The organism is Trinickia dabaoshanensis, from assembly GCF_002879885.1.
GTDB lineage: Bacteria > Pseudomonadota > Gammaproteobacteria > Burkholderiales > Burkholderiaceae > Trinickia > Trinickia dabaoshanensis.
In genome coordinates, this window is record NZ_PNYA01000036.1 from 20,157 (window position 1) to 36,765 (window position 16,609).

Consider the following 16,609-nt stretch of genomic DNA (forward strand, 5'->3'; position numbering starts at 1 on the left):
AAGCCCGCCATGAGCACCGCGACGCCCCCCTCGCCCATTGCCGCCCCGATCGCCGGTTGGGATCTCGACGAAGCGCCGTTCCATAGCGGCGAGATCGCCGTGCAGGCCCGCGCCGGCGTTCAGGCGAAAGCCGAGGTTGGCGGACGACGCGGCATCCGGCGCTTCATGCCCGAGCAGCATCGGCTGTTCTTCGGGCAACTGCCGTTCATCGTGCTGGGCGGCATCGATACGGCCGGGCGGCCGTGGGCCACGCTGCGCACCGGCGAACCGGGATTCGTCTCCTCGCCCGATGCAAAGACGCTGCGCATTGCCGGCGAGACGCTGGCCGGCGATCCGCTCGCAGGCGCCTGGCAGGAAGGTTCGGCACTTGGCGGACTCGGCATCGAGTTGCCCACGCGCCGGCGCAATCGCGTGAACGGCAAGGTCGCGCGTATCGAACAGGGCGATGCGATGGTCGTGACCGTGCGCCAAAGTTTCGGCAACTGCGCCAAGTACATTCAAAGCCGTACGCCGACGCGCATCGACGCATCGGACGCGGGCGCTCGCCTCGCGCAGGAGCAGCCCATTGAACGAGCCACGGTGCTCTCGCCCGCCGACCGTGCGTTGATCGAGCGCAGCGATACCTACTTCATCGCCACGCGCAGCGGCTTGCTCGAGGACGGTGCGGCCGAAGGCGTGGACGTTTCGCACCGCGGCGGCTTGCCCGGGTTCGTTCGCGTCGAGAACGAGCGCACCTTCGTCGCCCCCGATTACCGGGGCAATCTGTTTTTCAACACGTTAGGCAACCTCGCGACGGATGCGCGCGCCGGCCTCGTCTTCATCGACTTCGAGCGCGGCGATGTGTTGTACGTCGCCGCGCAGGCCGAAATCGTCTGGGACGAAAGCGCGATCCAGGCGTTTCCCGGCGCCGAGCGGCTCGTCCGGTTCTCGGTCGACGAAATCCGCCGCAGCCCCGGCGCCTTGCCGTATCGCTGGTCGGAGGTCGAGTACGCGCCGCAGTGGCGCTCGGTGAGCGCGCCCTAGTACCGGACGCCGCACCGCGGTCCCGGCCACCGCATCGCATGGCATCGCGTCGATTTATAAAAACAATTGTTAAACGAGAATCAATAGCTTTTATCATGGGCACCAAGAGCAAGACGGACGAGGTGCGCCATGACGACTGCGCAGATGCAACTGGGTTTGAGCGAACGCACGACGCTCGCGATCGGCGATGCCCTCGCGGGTCGAGGCGAGCGCGGCCTCCTTTCGCGTGCGCGCTCGGCGCTGCTGTTCGCGGGGCCGGCGGTGATCGCCTCGATTGCCTACGTCGATCCCGGCAACTTCGCCACGAATTTGCAGGCCGGCGCCAAGTACGGCTACTCGCTGCTGTGGGTGGTCGTGGCCGCCAACGTCATCGCCATGTTGTTCCAAGGCCTCTCCGCCAAGCTCGGCATCGTCACGAACCGCAATCTCGCCGAGATCAGCCGCGCGCACTTCCCCTTGCCCGTCGTCTACGCGATGTGGGGCCTCAGCGAGGTCGCCGCGATGGCGACCGATCTTGCCGAATTCCTTGGCGGCGCGCTCGGCTTGTCGCTGTTGTTGCACGTGCCGCTCATCGTCGGCATGGGTTTGACCGGCATCGTCACCTACGCCATCCTCGCGGCCGAGCGTCGAGGATTCCGCCCGCTCGAGCTCATCGTCGGCGCGTTGATCGGCACCGTCGCGCTCGCCTATGTCGTGGAATTGATGCTCGTCGACGTCGATTGGTCCGCCGCGGTCCACGGCGCGCTCGTGCCGCAATTGCAAGGTCCCGGCGCGCTTTCGGTCGCCGTCGGGATTCTCGGTGCCACGGTCATGCCGCATGCGATCTATCTGCACTCCGGGCTTACGCAGAACCGTGCGCCGGCGAGCAACGATACCGCGCGCCGTAAGCTGCTGCGTTTCTCGAATCGGGAGGTCGTCGTCGCGCTTTCGATCGCGGGTCTCGTCAACGTGGCGATGGTCATCATGGCGAGCGGCGCGTTTCATGCCGGCCACGCCGACATCGCCGAAATCGAAACAGCCTATCGCAGCTTGACGCCGCTGCTCGGCGCGGGCGCCGCGGCCGTTTTTCTCGTGTCGCTGCTCGCCTCGGGCATCTCCAGCTCGGTCGTGGGCACGATGGCGGGACAAATGGTGATGCAAGGCTTCGTCGGTGTTCGGACTCCCGTGGGCGTGCGCCGGCTGCTGACGATGGTGCCGGCATTCGTCGTCGTCGCGCTCGGCGTGAATGCGACCGATGCGCTGCTCTACAGCCAAGTCGCGTTGAGCTTCGCCCTGCCCGTGCCGATGATCGCGCTCGTCATCGTGACGAGCCGGCGCGACATCATGGGCGCGTTCGTCAACAGCCGGCGCGTCACGATCGCCGCCGTGGCGGCGACGATCGTGATCCTCGCGTTGAACGTCGTACTCGTCGCGCAAAGCATGGGGCTCATGCGCTGACGCCTCTCGCTTCGCCTAGCGCGCCGATCCGACATGGTAGATCGTCGGATCGGCGCTACCCTGAACCTCGAGCACGCCCACGAGCCCTTTGCCGGCGCGTGTGAGCGCGTGATCGACGAGCATGTACTTGCCGGGGTATTGCATCTTCATCTCGACGATCGCGGCCGCCCCGGGCGGCACGAGCGTGGTTTGCACATCGTGCTTGGCCTCGCTCAGCGAACCTTCCTCGTAGACCGTATCGAATACGCCACCGATGACGTGGAACGACGAAACCTTGTTCGGTCCGCCCACGCCGAAGTAGATGCGCACGGTTTGCCCCACGTCCGCGGTTAGCTCGTGCGTCTTCGTGAGCGACCCCACCGCGCCGTTGAAAACGTAGTATTCGGGCCGTTCGGCCGATAGCTTCGCCATGTCGACTTGTTGATGAACGTGCGCGCCGAAGGGCTGGCTCGTATAGAGCTCGCCTTGCATCACGTAGTACTCCTTATCGACTTTCGGCAAGCCGCCGGCCGGCTCGATCAGAATCATGCCGTACATGCCCGCGGCAATGTGCTCCGGCACGAGCGGCGTGGCGCAGTGGTAGACGTACAAGCCCGGATGCAGCGCCTTGAACGTCACGGTCTTTTGCTGGCCCGGCGCCACTTGCGTATCGGCACCGCCGCCCATCGCACCCGTCACGGCGTGCAAATCGATCGAATGCGTCATCTTGCTCGTCGCGGCATTCGCCAGCGTCAACTCGACCGTGTCGCCCACCCGCGCGCGCAGCATCGGACCCGGCACCCGCTTATCGAACGTCCAATAGGTGAAGCTCGTGCCGTTGTCGAGCTTGCCGGTCACTTCGTCGGTCTCGATGCGGTACTTGATCGTCTCCGGTGCCCGGGCGCCGACCGGCGGCGGAACGGCGGCCGGATCTCCCGCGACGCTCACAGCATTGGGGTCGGCCGGCTGCGCCGCGGCCTCGGCCGGCGCATACACGGCCGGCATCGGCATCGCATGACCGTCCATGCCGCCCGCGGCCGCCGCCGGTTCGACGCCGCCCATACCGCTGCTCGCGTCACGGTGCGCCGCGATCGGCGATGCGGGCGCGCCGGTCACGATCAGTTTGCCCTCCATGCCCGCCTCGCGGTGGCCCGGCACACTGCAAAAGTAGTGAAACTCGCCGGCGCGCGACGCGACGAATTGGAGCGTCGTCGCACCCGTGGCGCCGCTGAAACGCTTCGATTCGACTTTCAAATCGGGAAACGTAATGTCGTGTTCGGCCCCTTCCTTACTGGCAATCGAAATTTCCACGGTATCGCCCAAACGGACTTTCAGATCGGGGTCGACATTGCCATGCTCGTCTTCATAAACGAGCCTACCGTCCGCGATATTCGTTCGCATGACGAAGTGACGAACGTTTCCTGTCGCGGCGCGTTGAACCGCCTGCGTGGAATCGGGGGATGCGTTCGCGGCGAAGCCGATGCTTGCGCCGCCGGCCGCCAGTAGCGCGACGGCGAGATAGATCGGGGCGGTGACACGGAACTTGCACATGCTGTGCTCCATAACCGAATTGGGTTTTTCGCGGCGAAAAACGATTCGCACCCCTAACTACATCGCATATTTAATCGAGTCGAGGAATACGAATCCATCGCACGCGCCGCACTCGATGCATTGCGATGTAGGCCTATACGCAATGGATCGTACGAGGCGGCTCGATTAATTAAATTGACCGCTATCAAGTAAAAAAACAGATGGCATTCGATCCCGATCCGCACAGCATTAAAAGCTGCCATTTCAGGTAGCGGAGCGTCGATACGGATGTGCCGCCGATATCGGCGGAGAACGCCGTGGCAGTGGAGCCTGGGGACGGCGAATCGATTTTTAGCGGATGCCGCTCATGCATGCCGCGCTTTTATCGCGCGCGGTTTTGCCGCACGCCTGGATTTCGCCAGTAGACGCACGAGACGCGCGTCCTCGCGGGGCATATCGGCCTCATTGGACGCCGGCACCGGCACGGGCGATTTTCCATTTGCACGCTTGCGCGTGCGTTCGGCTTGTTTCGCCACGGCCTCGCTACGCTTGGTCTCGCGCTTGACTCGTCTCGCTTCGCGGGCGAGCAGCGTCGCGAACGCCGCCTCGTCGGCTTTCAAACCGCGGCGCGATTCGATCTTCGGCAAGTCGCTGAGCGCGCCGGCTTCGAAAGCCTCGACGACGGCGGGATGGATGTAACAGCAGCGGCAGACGGCCGGCGTATTGCGCAGCGTGGAGGCTACGCTTTTGACCGTTTCCAGCAGGTGCTTGCGCCCCTCGGCGGCGCTGCGCGGCTCGATACGCCTGAGCGCCGCCAACGCGAAGACGCTGCCGGCCCATGTTCGATAGTCCTTGGCCGTGAAATCCGCGCCGCTCGCTTCACGTAAGTACTCGTTGATGTCGGACGAACCCACGGGCCGGCGCTCGCCCTGTTCGTCGATGTATTGAAAGAGTTCGCGCCCGGGCAAATCCATGCACTGGCGCACGATGCGAGCGATGCGCGGATCGTCGACGTCCACGTCGTGTTCGATCCCGCTCTTGCCGCGAAAGCGAAAGCGCAGATGCGCCCCGCGCACGGCGGCGTGCCGCTTGCGCAGCGTGGTGAGCCCGAACGAGCCGTTTTCGCGCGCGTATTCGGCGCTGCCGACCCGTACGAGCGTCAGGTCGAGCAAGCGCACCACCGTCGCCGCCACCTTCTCCCACGGCATACCCGGTGCGCGCAAATCGCGTGCGACGCGCGCGCGTATCTTCGGCAGCGCATCGCCGAACGCCGCCATGCGCTCGTACTTCGTCGCGTCGCGGATTTCGCGCCAACGCACGTGATAGCGATACTGCTTGCGCCGGCGCGCGTCCCGGCCGGTTGCCTGCAAATGGCCGAGCGGATCTGGGCAGATCCACACGTCGGTATAAGCAGGCGGAACCGCGAGCGCGCGGATGCGGGCCAACTCGTTCTCGTCGTCGATGCGCCGCCCGTTCGCATCGACGTAGACGAAGCGCCCGCGCACGAGCTTGCGCGTGATACCGGGTCCACGATCGTCGACGTAACGAAGATCCTTGGGCAGATCGACCGGCACGACGCGCGGCTCGTCCTTGCCGCCGGACGCGGCAGCCGCCGATTCCTTGCCCCGTGCTCCGGGCTTCGATGGTCGAGGGGTGGACATGTGAGAAACGGATACGAGCCGCCAAGGTGCAGTTCGCTGCAACGATGCAAGCGCTGTGCCACGATCCGTGCAAGCCGCCGCATCAGCCGTAAGAGGAATCGGCCCGCGACCGCGCGACCGGCCGCTTGGGGGCGGCCGTCGCAATCCACCATACGAGTGCCGCCGCGAGCGCGACGAGCGCGGCGGCGAAAAGCACCACCCGCATCGCGGCCGAAAACGGCATGTTCGAACCGATCACCGACCCGAATACGGCCACGCCGAGCGCCGAACCTGTCTGACGCGCGGAGTTGAGCACGCCCGCGGCTACGCCGGCATGCCGATGCTCGACCGTGGCAAGCGCGGGCGCGGTCGCGGCGGGCGTCACGTAGCCGGCGGCGAGCCCGATCGAAATGAGCGGCGCGACGGCCGCCCAACCGGGCGCCCCCGAAAGGAGCGCCAATAGCCCCAACGCGCCCGCTGCATAGAGGCCGAACGCGATGCACATCGAGGCGCGCGCACCTTTGAAGTTCGACAGGCGATTCGACAATATTCCGCCCACCGCGACCATCGCCGTCATCGGCAACAAAGCCAAGCCGGTCGCCAGCGGAGAATACGCGCGCACGCGCTGGTAATACAAGCTCGCCACGAACAGCAAACCGTAGAACACGATCGCGGAGCCCATCGACACGAGCGTGGAGCCGGAAAACACGCCGCTGCGAAAGAGCGACATGGGCAGCATCGCGTCCCGGCTGCGCGCCTCGATGACGATGAACGCGGCCCAGGCGAATATCGCGACGAGCGCCCCCGCGACGATCGCCGGGGAGCGCCATCCGAGCGGAGCGCCTTCGATCAGTACCCCGATCAGCGACGCGAGCGCCACGATTCCCGCGAATTGGCCGAGCGGGTCGAAGCGGCGCGCCCCTTGCACCGGAACGTCGCGCGCCACGCGGCTCGTGAGGACGATACCGGCGATGCCGACCGGTACGTTCACGAAGAAGATGCTGCGCCAGCCGATCAGGTGGATGAGCGCCCCGCCGAAGACGGGACCGGCCGCCATCGCCACGCCCCCGCACCCGACCCAGAGCCCGATCGCGCGGGCACGCGTCTCGGGGTTCGGGGAGGCCTGATTGATCAGCTTGAGCGAGCACGGCACGAGCATCGCCGCGCCGATGCCCTGCACCGCGCGCGCGCCGACGAGCATCGGCAAAGTCGTGGACAGCGCGCACAGCGTCGAGGCAAGCGTGAACAGAGCCAGGCCCGCCAGATAGACGTTGCGCGCGCCCACGCGATCGCCGAGCGTACCGCCCGTGAGCAACAACGCGGCAAATACGAGCGTGTAGGCGTTCGTCACCCATTGCAAACCGGAGATCTGCATCGAGAGCGCCGTCGCGATCCGCTCGAGCGCGACGTTGACGATCGACGTGTCGAGAATGACGATGAAGTAGCTGATGCTGGTCGCGGCCAGCACGCGCCGCCGCTGGAGAGCGAGGGGGGAAAGGTCGGCTGTCATGACGGGGAGTCTAGGCGCGCAACGTCCCCTCATGCTTCGATACGGATCGAATCATGCGGACGCCAATGCTGCTATCTTGCTTACGTCTTCGCCCGTATTCGATGGAGAGCGCCGCATGGCCTTGCAGCCGAACCTCACCTCCGCCGCTTTCTTGATCGCCGATCCCGCACGCTCCGCCATGTTGATGAGCTTGGTCGACGGGCGCGCGCGCCCCGCGGGCGAACTGGCCTACGCCGCGGGCGTCACGGCGCAGACGGCCAGTTCCCATCTGGCGAAGCTGCTGGCGGGCGGGCTGCTGACCGTCGAGACCGAAGGGCGGCACCGCTACTACCGATTGGCGGGTCCGCATGTCGCCCATGCCCTCGAAATCCTCGCCTCGATCGGCCCCGAGCAGCCGGTGCGGCGCCGGCCCATCGACGCCGGCTCCGAGCGGCTGCTATTCGCGCGCTGCTGCTACGACCATCTCGCCGGACGGCTGGGTGTAGCGGTCACGCAAGCGCTCGTCACGCGCGACTATCTTCGAAGCGAGGCCGACAAGCGATTCGAGGTGACGACCGCGGGCGCCGATTGGTTCACGCGGCTGGGGCTCGACCTCGCTTCGATGAAGCCGGGCCGCCGCGGCATCGCCCGGCAATGCCTCGACTGGACGGAGCGCGAGCATCATGTGGCCGGACCGCTCGGGACTCGCTTGCTCGGCGCGTTGTGCGAGCACGGCTGGCTGATCCGCTCGAACGCATCGCGCGCCGTGCAGGTCACCCCGAAGGGCGCGGCCTTGCTGCGCGAAACGCTCGGCATCGATGCCGCCGCGCTGATGCGTGCCGCGGCCGCCGGGCATCGCGACGACACCGGCAGCGCGGCCGAGTGCGCCTGCGCATCGTGACGCATTAGCGACGCGTCAATGGCGCGTTAGTGACGCGTTAGAGCGCCGCGCCGAAGTGGTCGTTGAACGCGTGGAATTGAGCCATGTACTTCTCGTACCCCTGCTCCGCGGCGAAGCGCAACGGATGCACGCGTTTGACGAGCACCTCGCGCGCGTCAGGCTGAGTCTCGAGAATCGTCATGACCTCGTCGATGAACTCGGCCAGCGGCATCGCTTGCGGATCGCTCGCTTGCTGCTCGCCCATGAGCTCCGTCTGCACATAGGGCGGTGCGATCTCGATCACATCGACGTTCGTGTCGCGCAATTGATATCGCAGCGCGTCGCTGAACGCGTGGATCGCCGCCTTCGTCGCGCTATAGGCCGGCGTGTGCGCGAGCGTCAAAAACGCGAGGCCCGAAGTCACCGTCACGATCGTCGAGCGCGCCTGGCGCTTCAGTTGCGGCAGCAAAGCCGCCGATAGACGTATCGGCGCGAGCAGGTTCGTCGTGATGGTCGCTTCGGCGGTCGTTAGATCGACATGCTCGGCGCGCCAGTTTTCGAGCTGCATGATCCCGGCGTTATTGATGACGACATTGAGCTTCGGGAATTGCTCGGCCATGCGCGCGGCGAAGCCTTCGATGCCGTTCGCATCCTGCACGTCGAGCACCGCGGTCTTCATACCCGGATTGGCCTCGGCCACCTTGCGCAGCGCGTCCTCGCGACGGCCCGCGATGATGACCTCGTTGCCCCGGCGATGAAAGGCCTCGGCCAACGCGCGTCCGATGCCGGAGCCCCCGCCCGTGATGAGAATGGTGTTTCCAGTCACTTGCATGCCGTTTCTCCTTCGGTTGACGATTGACTGCGGCAAGAATAGCCACAATACTCTCAATCAGGAAGTAGGCACCCGAATGTGCTATACAAACACATTGGTAAGTATTGGACCGCATCAAGGACAACGAGGCCATGCCCAAACGCAAGCCCCCCACCGCCGGACGCGCGGTCGTCTTCGAATCGCCGACGGGCGAACGCTCCACGCCCGAACTCGACACCGTCGTCATGGACGTCATCGGCCGAATTGCCGACAAATGGACGATGTGCGTGCTCGAAGTGCTCGCGCAAAACGGCGTGCTGCGCTTTACGCGCATCGGCGAACTGGTCGGCGGCATTAGCCAACGCATGCTGACCAAGACACTTCGTCAGTTGGAAGAAGACGGATTCGTCACGCGTACCGTCTATCCCGAAGTGCCGCCGCGCGTCGAATATCAATTGACCGATCTTGGGGCTAGCCTGTGCGCCGCGTTTTGCGGCGTCTGGCTATGGGCCGAAAAGCACTACGCGCAATTGCAGTCGCTGCCCAAACGGAACACGGCGGCATAACGGCGCGGCAATACGTCCTGCTTTTCGGAAACGTCGCGCCCGAGCCCCGGCGAGGGAAGAAGATCGATTCGCCCACCTTCGGTGGGCAAACGAAGTAGTCCGCATCGATCAACCCAAAAGGGGCACACCATGAATCGATCATTCACGACCGGGCCATCATCGCGAACATGCGTCGCGGCATCGGCACTGGCGCTGCTTTGCTCGCTCCCGGCCGCCGCCGCCACGGCGCCGGTCATGCCGTCGCCGCAGGTCCAACTCGCCGGGGGCGCGGTTGCCGGCGAGCGCGCGACGAGCGGCGCGCACCCATTGAACGTCTTTCGCGGCATCCCGTACGCCGCGCCGCCGGTAGGTCCGCAGCGCTGGCAAGCACCGCAGCCGCTCGCGCGCTGGAGCGGCGTGCGCGAGGCCACGCAGTTCGGGCCCCGCTGCATGCAAATGGACGGAGCCGGCATCACGTTCCGCTCGCAGCGGATGAGCGAAGACTGTCTGTATTTGAACGTCTGGGCGCCGGTCGAGGGGGCGGACGGGACGCTTCCCGTGCTCGTCTACTTTCACGGCGGCGGCTTCGCGTTCGGCGACGGGTCCGAGCCGCGCTACGACGGCGCGCAACTGGCGGTGCGCGGGATGCTCGTCGTCACGGTCAACTATCGGCTCGGCGCATTCGGTTTCATGATGCATCCCGATGAACCGCGCGAAGGCGGCGCCGGCGCCACGGGCAACTACGGCCTGCTCGATCAGCAAGCGGCGCTGCGCTGGGTGCGCGATAACATCGCCCGCTTCGGCGGCGACCCCAAACGCGTGACGATCGGCGGAGAAACGACGGGCGCGATGGCCGTCAGCGCACACATGGCCTCGCCGGGCTCGCGCGGGCTTTTCGCGGGAGCGATCGGAGAAAGCGGCGGCGCCTTCGCGCCGAACGCATTCTGGAAGCGCGAAAAAGCCGAACGCATGGCGCGAGGATTCGCCGCGCGGCTCGGAGCCGATTCGCTGACCGCGTTGCGATCGATACCGGCCGAGACACTGCAAAAAGCGATGGGGACCTACAAGGAACCCTCGCCGTTCTTTTGGCCCACCATCGACGGGCATTTTTTGACCGACAGGCCCGCGGCGATCTTCGAGGCGGGCGCTCAGGCTCCGGTGCCGCTGCTCGTCGGCTCGAACTCCGAGGAAAGCCACTTCGGAAGAGTGACCGGGCCGCTCGAGCCGACCCCGCAAAACTGGGCCGTCATTTTGCAAGCCGTCTTCGGCAACGAATCGTCCGAGGCGCGCAGGTTGTACCCGGGAAGCGACGCGGATGAAATCAGGACGTCCGCGTCCGCGCTGGCGAACGACCTGACGATGAGCCACAGCACCTGGCGCTGGATGAATCTGCATCGGCAAACCAGCCGCGCGCCGGTCTTCTTCTATTTGTTCGCGCATCGCCGTCCGCCTGCGCTCGCCAACGCCGCGACGAACGCCGAGGAGGAGCGCCCAAGGCCCGGCGCCGGTGCGCCGCACCGGTCGGAAATCGTCTATGCGTTGAGCAATCTCGATGAGGACCGGCACTATGCATGGACCGACGACGACCGCACCGTTTCGCGGATCTTCTCGAGCTACATCGAACGGTTCGTCAAAACGGGCAATCCGAACGGCCGTTACGACAGGCAATCGAACTTCATGAAGGCTCAGCGCGTACCGGACTTGCACGCGGCGCCGAACTGGCCCGCCGCGACGACCGGCCGTGATGGGATCATGCGGCAAGTGATTGCGCTGGACACCCGCACGATCGAGGATCCGAGCGCCGAACGTCAAGCGCTCGTGCAGCGGATCATGAGTGCACGAGACCGGAATTAACTAGAAGACTTCGATAGACGCGCGGGGCGGCGCACCGTTCTCACCTTCCCGCTCGTGCCGCCGCCGCAAAAGAAGCGATCGCCGCCATCCGATTCGAGCCCCGCCACGATCATCCCTTCGGGCATCGCAAGCGCTTCGATGACTTCGCCCGATTGCGGATCGACATGCCGGATTTCGCTGCGCTCGTCCTCCCACGTGCCGTGCCACAACTCATCGTCCACCCAGGTGACGCCCGTTACGAATCGGTTCGATTCGATCGTGCGCAGCACGGCCCCGGTGTCCGGATCCATCTGGTAGATCTTGCGCTCGCCATAGCGCGCGATCCAGAGCAAGCCTTCCGCCCACGCGAGTCCCGAGTAGCCCCCGCCGGGCGGCGTCGCGATCGTCGCCAACACCTGCCCGCTGGCGGCCTCGATCTTACGGATGACATCGCCGTCGATCTGAAACAAATGCTTGCCGTCGAAAGCGGTACCCGCCGACGCGGGTACGTCGAGCGTGCGCCGCAACTCGCCGCTCGCGGGGTCGAGCGCGCAGAGTTTGTCGCCTGCGGCAAACCATACGTTCTCGCCGTCATAGGTCACGCCCGCAACGTTATCGACACCGGGCAATGGCCCGAACTCTTGCTCGATTTGCGCATCCGATCGCTTCATGGCGGCCATCCTAGTCGTTTGTCCAAGGCGTGGGGAGTAACAATGTCGTCGCGAATCCGATCACGCTCGGAAGCATCCAACGGCGCGCACGCCCCGCGCCGACCGATTGAATCTTGCCGGCGCCCGCAAGCGCATCGAGGGCCCGCTGCACGGAACGCTGGCTCGAGCCCAGGGCAAGCGCCAACGCGGAACTGGACCACGACTCGCCGTCGCCCAGCAGCGCGAGCACGGCCGCGTGCTTCTCGTCGACGGGCCGCGCCAGCACCACGACTTCCGACGCAAGCGCCGGCATCAGCGCAAAGCCGCGCTTGGTCGCGGTGACGTCGGCGATCGGCCGCAGCAGCGCGCGCAAGCGTCCGATCTCGACGCGCAGGCGAGCCCGATGCGATTCGTCGATCGCTCTTGCACGGAACGCGCTCGCGATCAACGTCTGCCTGGGCACGTCGCCGGGCCAAGCCTCCCCCAGCAGCGATGCGAGCGAAAACAGCACGGGACGCGAGGCGAGCGAAACGCTCGTATCGGCGACGCGAACCGCGTAGAGGCACGCATCGACGATCAACCGGTGCGGCGACGACAGCGCCTGCGCTTGCTCCAACGTAACGGGCCGCGTTTCGCCTTGGGCAATCAAGCGAGCGGCGGGCGCCGCGAGCGAATGTGCCGCGCGCTCCACCTCGGCAATCAGCGCGGCGATGCCCGATTCGCGCGCGGCTTGCTCCGCCCGGCGCAGCGCATCGCGCGCCTGCGCGGCTTGCAGCCGCCGCAGGGCGATGCCCGCCGCGACCAGCGCGCGCGATGCCCGCAACGACGCGGGCAACGGGGCCGAGGCGTCCGCCGCGAGTGCCCGTTGCGCATCGTCGGGCTGGCCCATCAACAAGAGACAGCGCGCCTGCAAGTAACGCGCGTGGGCGGCGTTGATCCGATCGCCGTGCGCCTCGAGCGCCGCGCAGGCGGCATCGAGCGACTTGCGCGGACCGCTCAAATCACGCGCGGCCAGCGCCACTTCCGCTTCGGCCACGACGCAGCGCGCGCGAGCAAGCGGCTCGCCGCCCCCGAATGCGCGCGCGGCGTTGCGCAGTAACGTCTTCGCGCGAGCAAGCTCGCCGAGCTGGGCCATCGCGATGCCGCGCAACGCCAGCGCGGGCGGATCGTCACGCAGCGCGATGCGGTTCAGCGCACCCAGCGCGTCTCCGGTCGCCAGCGCGCGCCCGGCGGCGGCGATCAACGCGTCCATGCGAATCCCGCCATACTTGTCACTCCCCTTCGATGGGTGCCGGTCACTAATCTAGCACGTGCCATCTCGAGACACGCGGATGGCTCGCCGGCAGCAAGGCTGCATCGCCTCACACCGATGCTCGGCCGCGCTCGACACTCATTCGAAGGAGGAAACGATGACGAAGCATGCAATAGCAACACGCGAACAATGGCTAAGCGCGCGCCTTGAACTGTTGGAAGCCGAGAAGGCGCTGACCCGGCGCGGCGACGAACTCGCCCTGCGCCGTCAAGCTTTGCCTTGGGTGCGCGTGGACAAGGACTACCGCTTCGAGACGGAGCGCGGCGCCGCATCGCTTGCCGATCTGTTCGATGGGCGCTCGCAATTGATCGTTTATCACTTCATGTTCGGGCCGGACTACAAGGCGGGATGCCCGTCGTGTTCGTCGATTGCCGATTCGTTCAACGGCTTCGGCGTGCATCTCGCTCAGCACGACGTCACGTTGACGGCCGTGTCGCGCGCCTCGCTCGAGCAGTTGCAAGCGTATAAGCGGCGCATGGGGTGGACGTTTCCATGGGCCAGCTCAGGCGAGAACGACTTCAATTTCGATTTCAACGTGTCGTTCTCGGAGATGCAGCAGCGCGACGGCGATGTCGAATACAACTATCAGCGCGGCCGCCATGCGATGGACGCCGACCCCGCGCCCGCGCCCGTCGAACAATTCGCACGCAGTTGCGGCACCGATGCGAAGACGTACGCGAGAGACCGGCCCGGCATGAGCGCGTTCGTGCTCGAGGACGGCGTGGTCTACCACACGTATTCGACGTATGCCCGCGGACTCGACGCGCTGTGGGGCATGTATCAGTGGCTCGATCGCGCCCCGCTCGGCCGCAACGAGACCGGCGTCTGGTGGAAGCGGCACGACGAGTATGCGCAACGGTGAGGCCAGCCGCGATGGGCGAGATACCGATGCCGGGCGGGTGGTCGATGTCGGCGATGTGGATGCCGATGTGCGGACAGAGCTGGCTCGGCGCCGCGCTGACATTCGTCGGCATGTGGACGTGGATGATGGCGGCGATGATGCTGCCATTGTGGACACCTGCGTGGCGACGTTTTTTATCCCGGTATCGTTCGCCTACCGTCCATGCGTTCCTTGCCGCGCATCGCTCGCCCATTTCGTGCTGGGGCGCGGCCGCTCGAACCGCACTGTTGACCGGTGTGTGCTACTTGCTGTCATGGGCCGCCGCCGGCGCGATCGTATTTGCGCTCGGCAATGCACTGGCCGCCAACTTGCCGCACGTGCCCATGCTCGCCCGCTTTGTGCCGCTCCTTTCGGCCGGCCTAACCATCATCGCGGGTGCCGTTCAATTCACACCGTGGAAGATGACCCAAATCGCCTGTTGCCGATACGACCACGCCTGCGAATCGCCGAGTGTCGTCGCCCCGGTAGCCGCGTGCAAGCGCGGCGGGCGGGCGGCCCTTCGCGACGGCTATTGCTGTGGCAATTTGATGGCCGTCCTGCTTGTCGCCGGCGTCATGAACCTACCCGCGATGGCGGGCCTAACGGCCGCCATGAGCATCGAGCGGCTAGCGCCGGCAGACGGTCGCGCGGCTTACGGCATCGGCGCGATCGTATCGAGCATCGGCGTATATATGGCCGCCCGCGCGATACTCACGCTCTAGCCGGCTGCACGCGCAGCCGCGGCGCGTCGTACGGCCTGCTCCAGGTCGCCCCGCAACTCGCCGAGCGGCTCCGTCCAATCGCGATATACCCGCTGACGATAAAGCTTGATCGTCGGATACCAAGGACTATCGCGCCGCTCGGTCATCCAAACCCAATGCGGATTGACGTCGAGCAGCAAATACGTGGGCCGCCCCAATGCGGCGGCCAGGTGAGCGACCGATGTGCAAACCGTTACCACCAGATCGAGGCTGCAAATCAGCGCAGCCGTAGCGTCGAAGCTCGCGAGTTCGCTCGTGCGATCGATAAGCGGCAATCCCGCCGCCGCCATTCGAGCGACGTCCTCTTCGCCTCCCACCTGCAAGCTATACCAATCGATGCCCGCGATTCCCGAGAACGCTTCGGCATAACGTTCGGGCGCAATGGCACGCAGCGGGTTGCGCTGATGGTCACGGCTACCGGTCCAGACCAACCCGGCTTTGAGCGTCCCATCGCCGCGGCGATGCATATCGCGACGCCAACGCTCCACCTGCGCCGGATCCGCTAGTAGATACGATGCCGGAGCCAGGAGCGTTTGGAGCGTGACGCCAAGCGTGAGCGGCAAACTCGCCAACGGCAGTTGGTAATCGAACGGTGGCAGCTTTGCCACGTCGCTCGGCAACAGTTCGACGTCATAGGCGGCCAAGCTTCGTTTGAAGAGTTCGAAAAGCGGTGGGAAGCAGCAACAGATAACCTTGCCGCCCGCGTCGCGTACCTGTTGGATGATCGAAGGCAAGAAGCGAATGAATTGGATGGCATCGCCATGTCCCTGCTCCCCCCAGACGAGCAAGGTCTTTCCCGCGAGCGCTTCGCCGTGCCAGCGCCGCTCCGGGCAAAAGCCTCCCACATGCTCGAGTTCCGGCGAGCCGTTCCAGCGTGCTTCGAAATTGATCCAGCCGTTGGGGAAATCGCCGTGCATCAGCTGCAGCATCGCCACGGAAAATTGAATCCTCGGCTCGGCGCCCGACACCTTTGCGGCGTGCACGATCGCATCGAACGCCTCGCTCCATCGCTGCGATTCACGGGCCGCATTGCTCAATGCAAGCTGTGCCAAGCCGAAATCCGGAGTCAGCGTGCATGCTCGCCGCGCCGCGATCAACGCCTTATCCGGCTCGCGCATCTTGAGCCAGACGTTGGCCATATTCGTCCATGCGAGCGCATGATCCGGTTCCGCGCGAAGCGCCTCCGCCCCGAGGGCCAACGCGGCTTCACATTCGCCTCGCGTGTAGTACAGCGCCGAGAGGTTGTTGCGCAGCATCGGAAGGTCGGGGTCGAGCGACATCGCGCGCTCGTATGCGCGCAACGCGGCATCGAGCGCCCCGGCCTGCTGTTCGGTGAGCCCGAGCGAGAACCATGCGTCCGCGCGTTCGGGCTCGCGCTCGCACCAATGCTTGCAAACGGCGACGCCAACTTCCGATCGCCGCATCGCATGAGCAAGCATCGCCCACTCCGAAATCCATTGCGTCGCATCGGGCATCGCGCGGTGCGCGCGCTCGAACAGTTCGAGCGCACGATCGGATTCGCCCATTTGAACCGCCAAACGCGCGGCCTCGACGAGCGCCGGGCCGTGTGCCGGCGCCACGGCGAAAACGCAGTCGAGCCAAGCTCGCGCGTCTTCATAGCGGCCGCAAAGCCGCAGCAGTTCGGCTTGTGCGGTGGCGGCAGCGGCGTCGCCGGGCATGCGCGCCAGCCAATCGGACACGCACGCCCACGCATCGATCAACGCCCCCGCCTCCACTTGCCGACGGAAGTTCGACCATCGCGCGTGCGCGTCGATCATGACCGAATTGCCCGCGGACATGCCCGCGGGTATTGCATCGTCTCGTTGGGAAGCCATGATC

General features: G+C 65.7%; 14 protein-coding genes. 7 read left to right on the top strand and 7 right to left on the bottom strand.

What is annotated here, in order from left to right; translation table 11 throughout:
• Positions 1-9 precede the first annotated feature (9 nt).
• Entirely contained in the window at positions 10-1,023 is a 1,014-nt protein-coding gene (locus tag C0Z18_RS28780) for a pyridoxamine 5'-phosphate oxidase family protein (RefSeq protein WP_102648848.1), read from the top strand.
• Positions 1,024-1,152: 129 nt separating this feature from the next.
• Positions 1,153-2,460, top strand: a complete 1,308-nt coding sequence (locus C0Z18_RS28785; protein ID WP_102648849.1) for an Nramp family divalent metal transporter — start codon at positions 1,153-1,155, stop codon at positions 2,458-2,460.
• 15 nt (positions 2,461-2,475) lie between these two features.
• Here C0Z18_RS28785 and nirK read toward each other — a convergent pair whose 3' ends face one another.
• From nirK to C0Z18_RS28800, 3 genes are all read right to left on the bottom strand, one after another.
• The gene (gene nirK / locus C0Z18_RS28790) at positions 2,476-3,990 is read right to left on the bottom strand and encodes a copper-containing nitrite reductase (protein ID WP_233217533.1); all 1,515 of its coding nucleotides are present in this window, start codon (positions 3,988-3,990) and stop codon (positions 2,476-2,478) included.
• Between the two features lie 344 nt (positions 3,991-4,334).
• A complete protein-coding gene (locus tag C0Z18_RS28795) occupies positions 4,335-5,630 on the bottom strand; it encodes a DNA topoisomerase IB (protein WP_102648851.1) in 1,296 nt (431 codons plus the stop codon).
• 82 nt (positions 5,631-5,712) lie between these two features.
• Positions 5,713-7,119, bottom strand: coding sequence for an MFS transporter (locus C0Z18_RS28800; protein ID WP_102648852.1), 1,407 nt, complete (start codon positions 7,117-7,119; stop codon positions 5,713-5,715).
• A 115-nt stretch (positions 7,120-7,234) separates the two neighbouring features.
• Between C0Z18_RS28800 and C0Z18_RS28805 the strand changes: the two genes are divergently transcribed.
• Complete coding sequence (locus tag C0Z18_RS28805) at positions 7,235-7,999, top strand: ArsR/SmtB family transcription factor (RefSeq protein WP_102648853.1); 765 nt, start codon at positions 7,235-7,237, stop codon at positions 7,997-7,999.
• Between the two features lie 37 nt (positions 8,000-8,036).
• On the opposite strand, the gene C0Z18_RS28810 is transcribed toward C0Z18_RS28805, so the two are convergent.
• Entirely contained in the window at positions 8,037-8,810 is a 774-nt protein-coding gene (locus tag C0Z18_RS28810; RefSeq protein WP_102648854.1) for an SDR family oxidoreductase, read from the bottom strand.
• A gap of 131 nt (positions 8,811-8,941) precedes the next feature.
• Between C0Z18_RS28810 and C0Z18_RS28815 the strand changes: the two genes are divergently transcribed.
• Together C0Z18_RS28815 and C0Z18_RS28820 are read left to right on the top strand one after the other, a co-directional pair.
• Positions 8,942-9,355, top strand: coding sequence for a winged helix-turn-helix transcriptional regulator (locus C0Z18_RS28815; protein WP_102648882.1), 414 nt, complete (start codon positions 8,942-8,944; stop codon positions 9,353-9,355).
• Positions 9,356-9,484: 129 nt separating this feature from the next.
• A complete protein-coding gene (locus C0Z18_RS28820; RefSeq protein ID WP_102648855.1) occupies positions 9,485-11,188 on the top strand; it encodes a carboxylesterase/lipase family protein in 1,704 nt (567 codons plus the stop codon).
• Here C0Z18_RS28820 and C0Z18_RS28825 read toward each other — a convergent pair.
• On the bottom strand, positions 11,185-11,838 hold the full coding sequence (locus tag C0Z18_RS28825) for a Vgb family protein (protein ID WP_102648883.1): 654 nt from the start codon (positions 11,836-11,838) through the stop codon (positions 11,185-11,187). The genes C0Z18_RS28820 and C0Z18_RS28825 overlap by 4 nt on opposite strands.
• A 10-nt stretch (positions 11,839-11,848) precedes the next feature.
• Positions 11,849-13,069: a helix-turn-helix domain-containing protein gene (locus C0Z18_RS28830; RefSeq protein WP_102648856.1), complete on the bottom strand. Its 1,221-nt coding sequence runs from the start codon at positions 13,067-13,069 to the stop codon at positions 11,849-11,851.
• Between the two features lie 157 nt (positions 13,070-13,226).
• On the opposite strand from C0Z18_RS28830, the gene C0Z18_RS28835 reads away from it, so the two are divergent.
• Entirely contained in the window at positions 13,227-13,991 is a 765-nt protein-coding gene (locus tag C0Z18_RS28835) for a DUF899 domain-containing protein (RefSeq protein WP_102648884.1), read from the top strand.
• Positions 13,992-14,002: 11 nt separating this feature from the next.
• Entirely contained in the window at positions 14,003-14,731 is a 729-nt protein-coding gene (locus C0Z18_RS28840; RefSeq protein ID WP_102648857.1) for a DUF2182 domain-containing protein, read from the top strand.
• Here the strand turns inward: C0Z18_RS28840 and C0Z18_RS28845 are convergent.
• On the bottom strand, positions 14,728-16,605 hold the full coding sequence (locus tag C0Z18_RS28845) for a tetratricopeptide repeat protein (RefSeq protein WP_233217534.1): 1,878 nt from the start codon (positions 16,603-16,605) through the stop codon (positions 14,728-14,730). The two genes, C0Z18_RS28840 and C0Z18_RS28845, sit on opposite strands and share 4 nt — an antisense overlap.
• Positions 16,606-16,609: the final 4 nt, after the last annotated feature.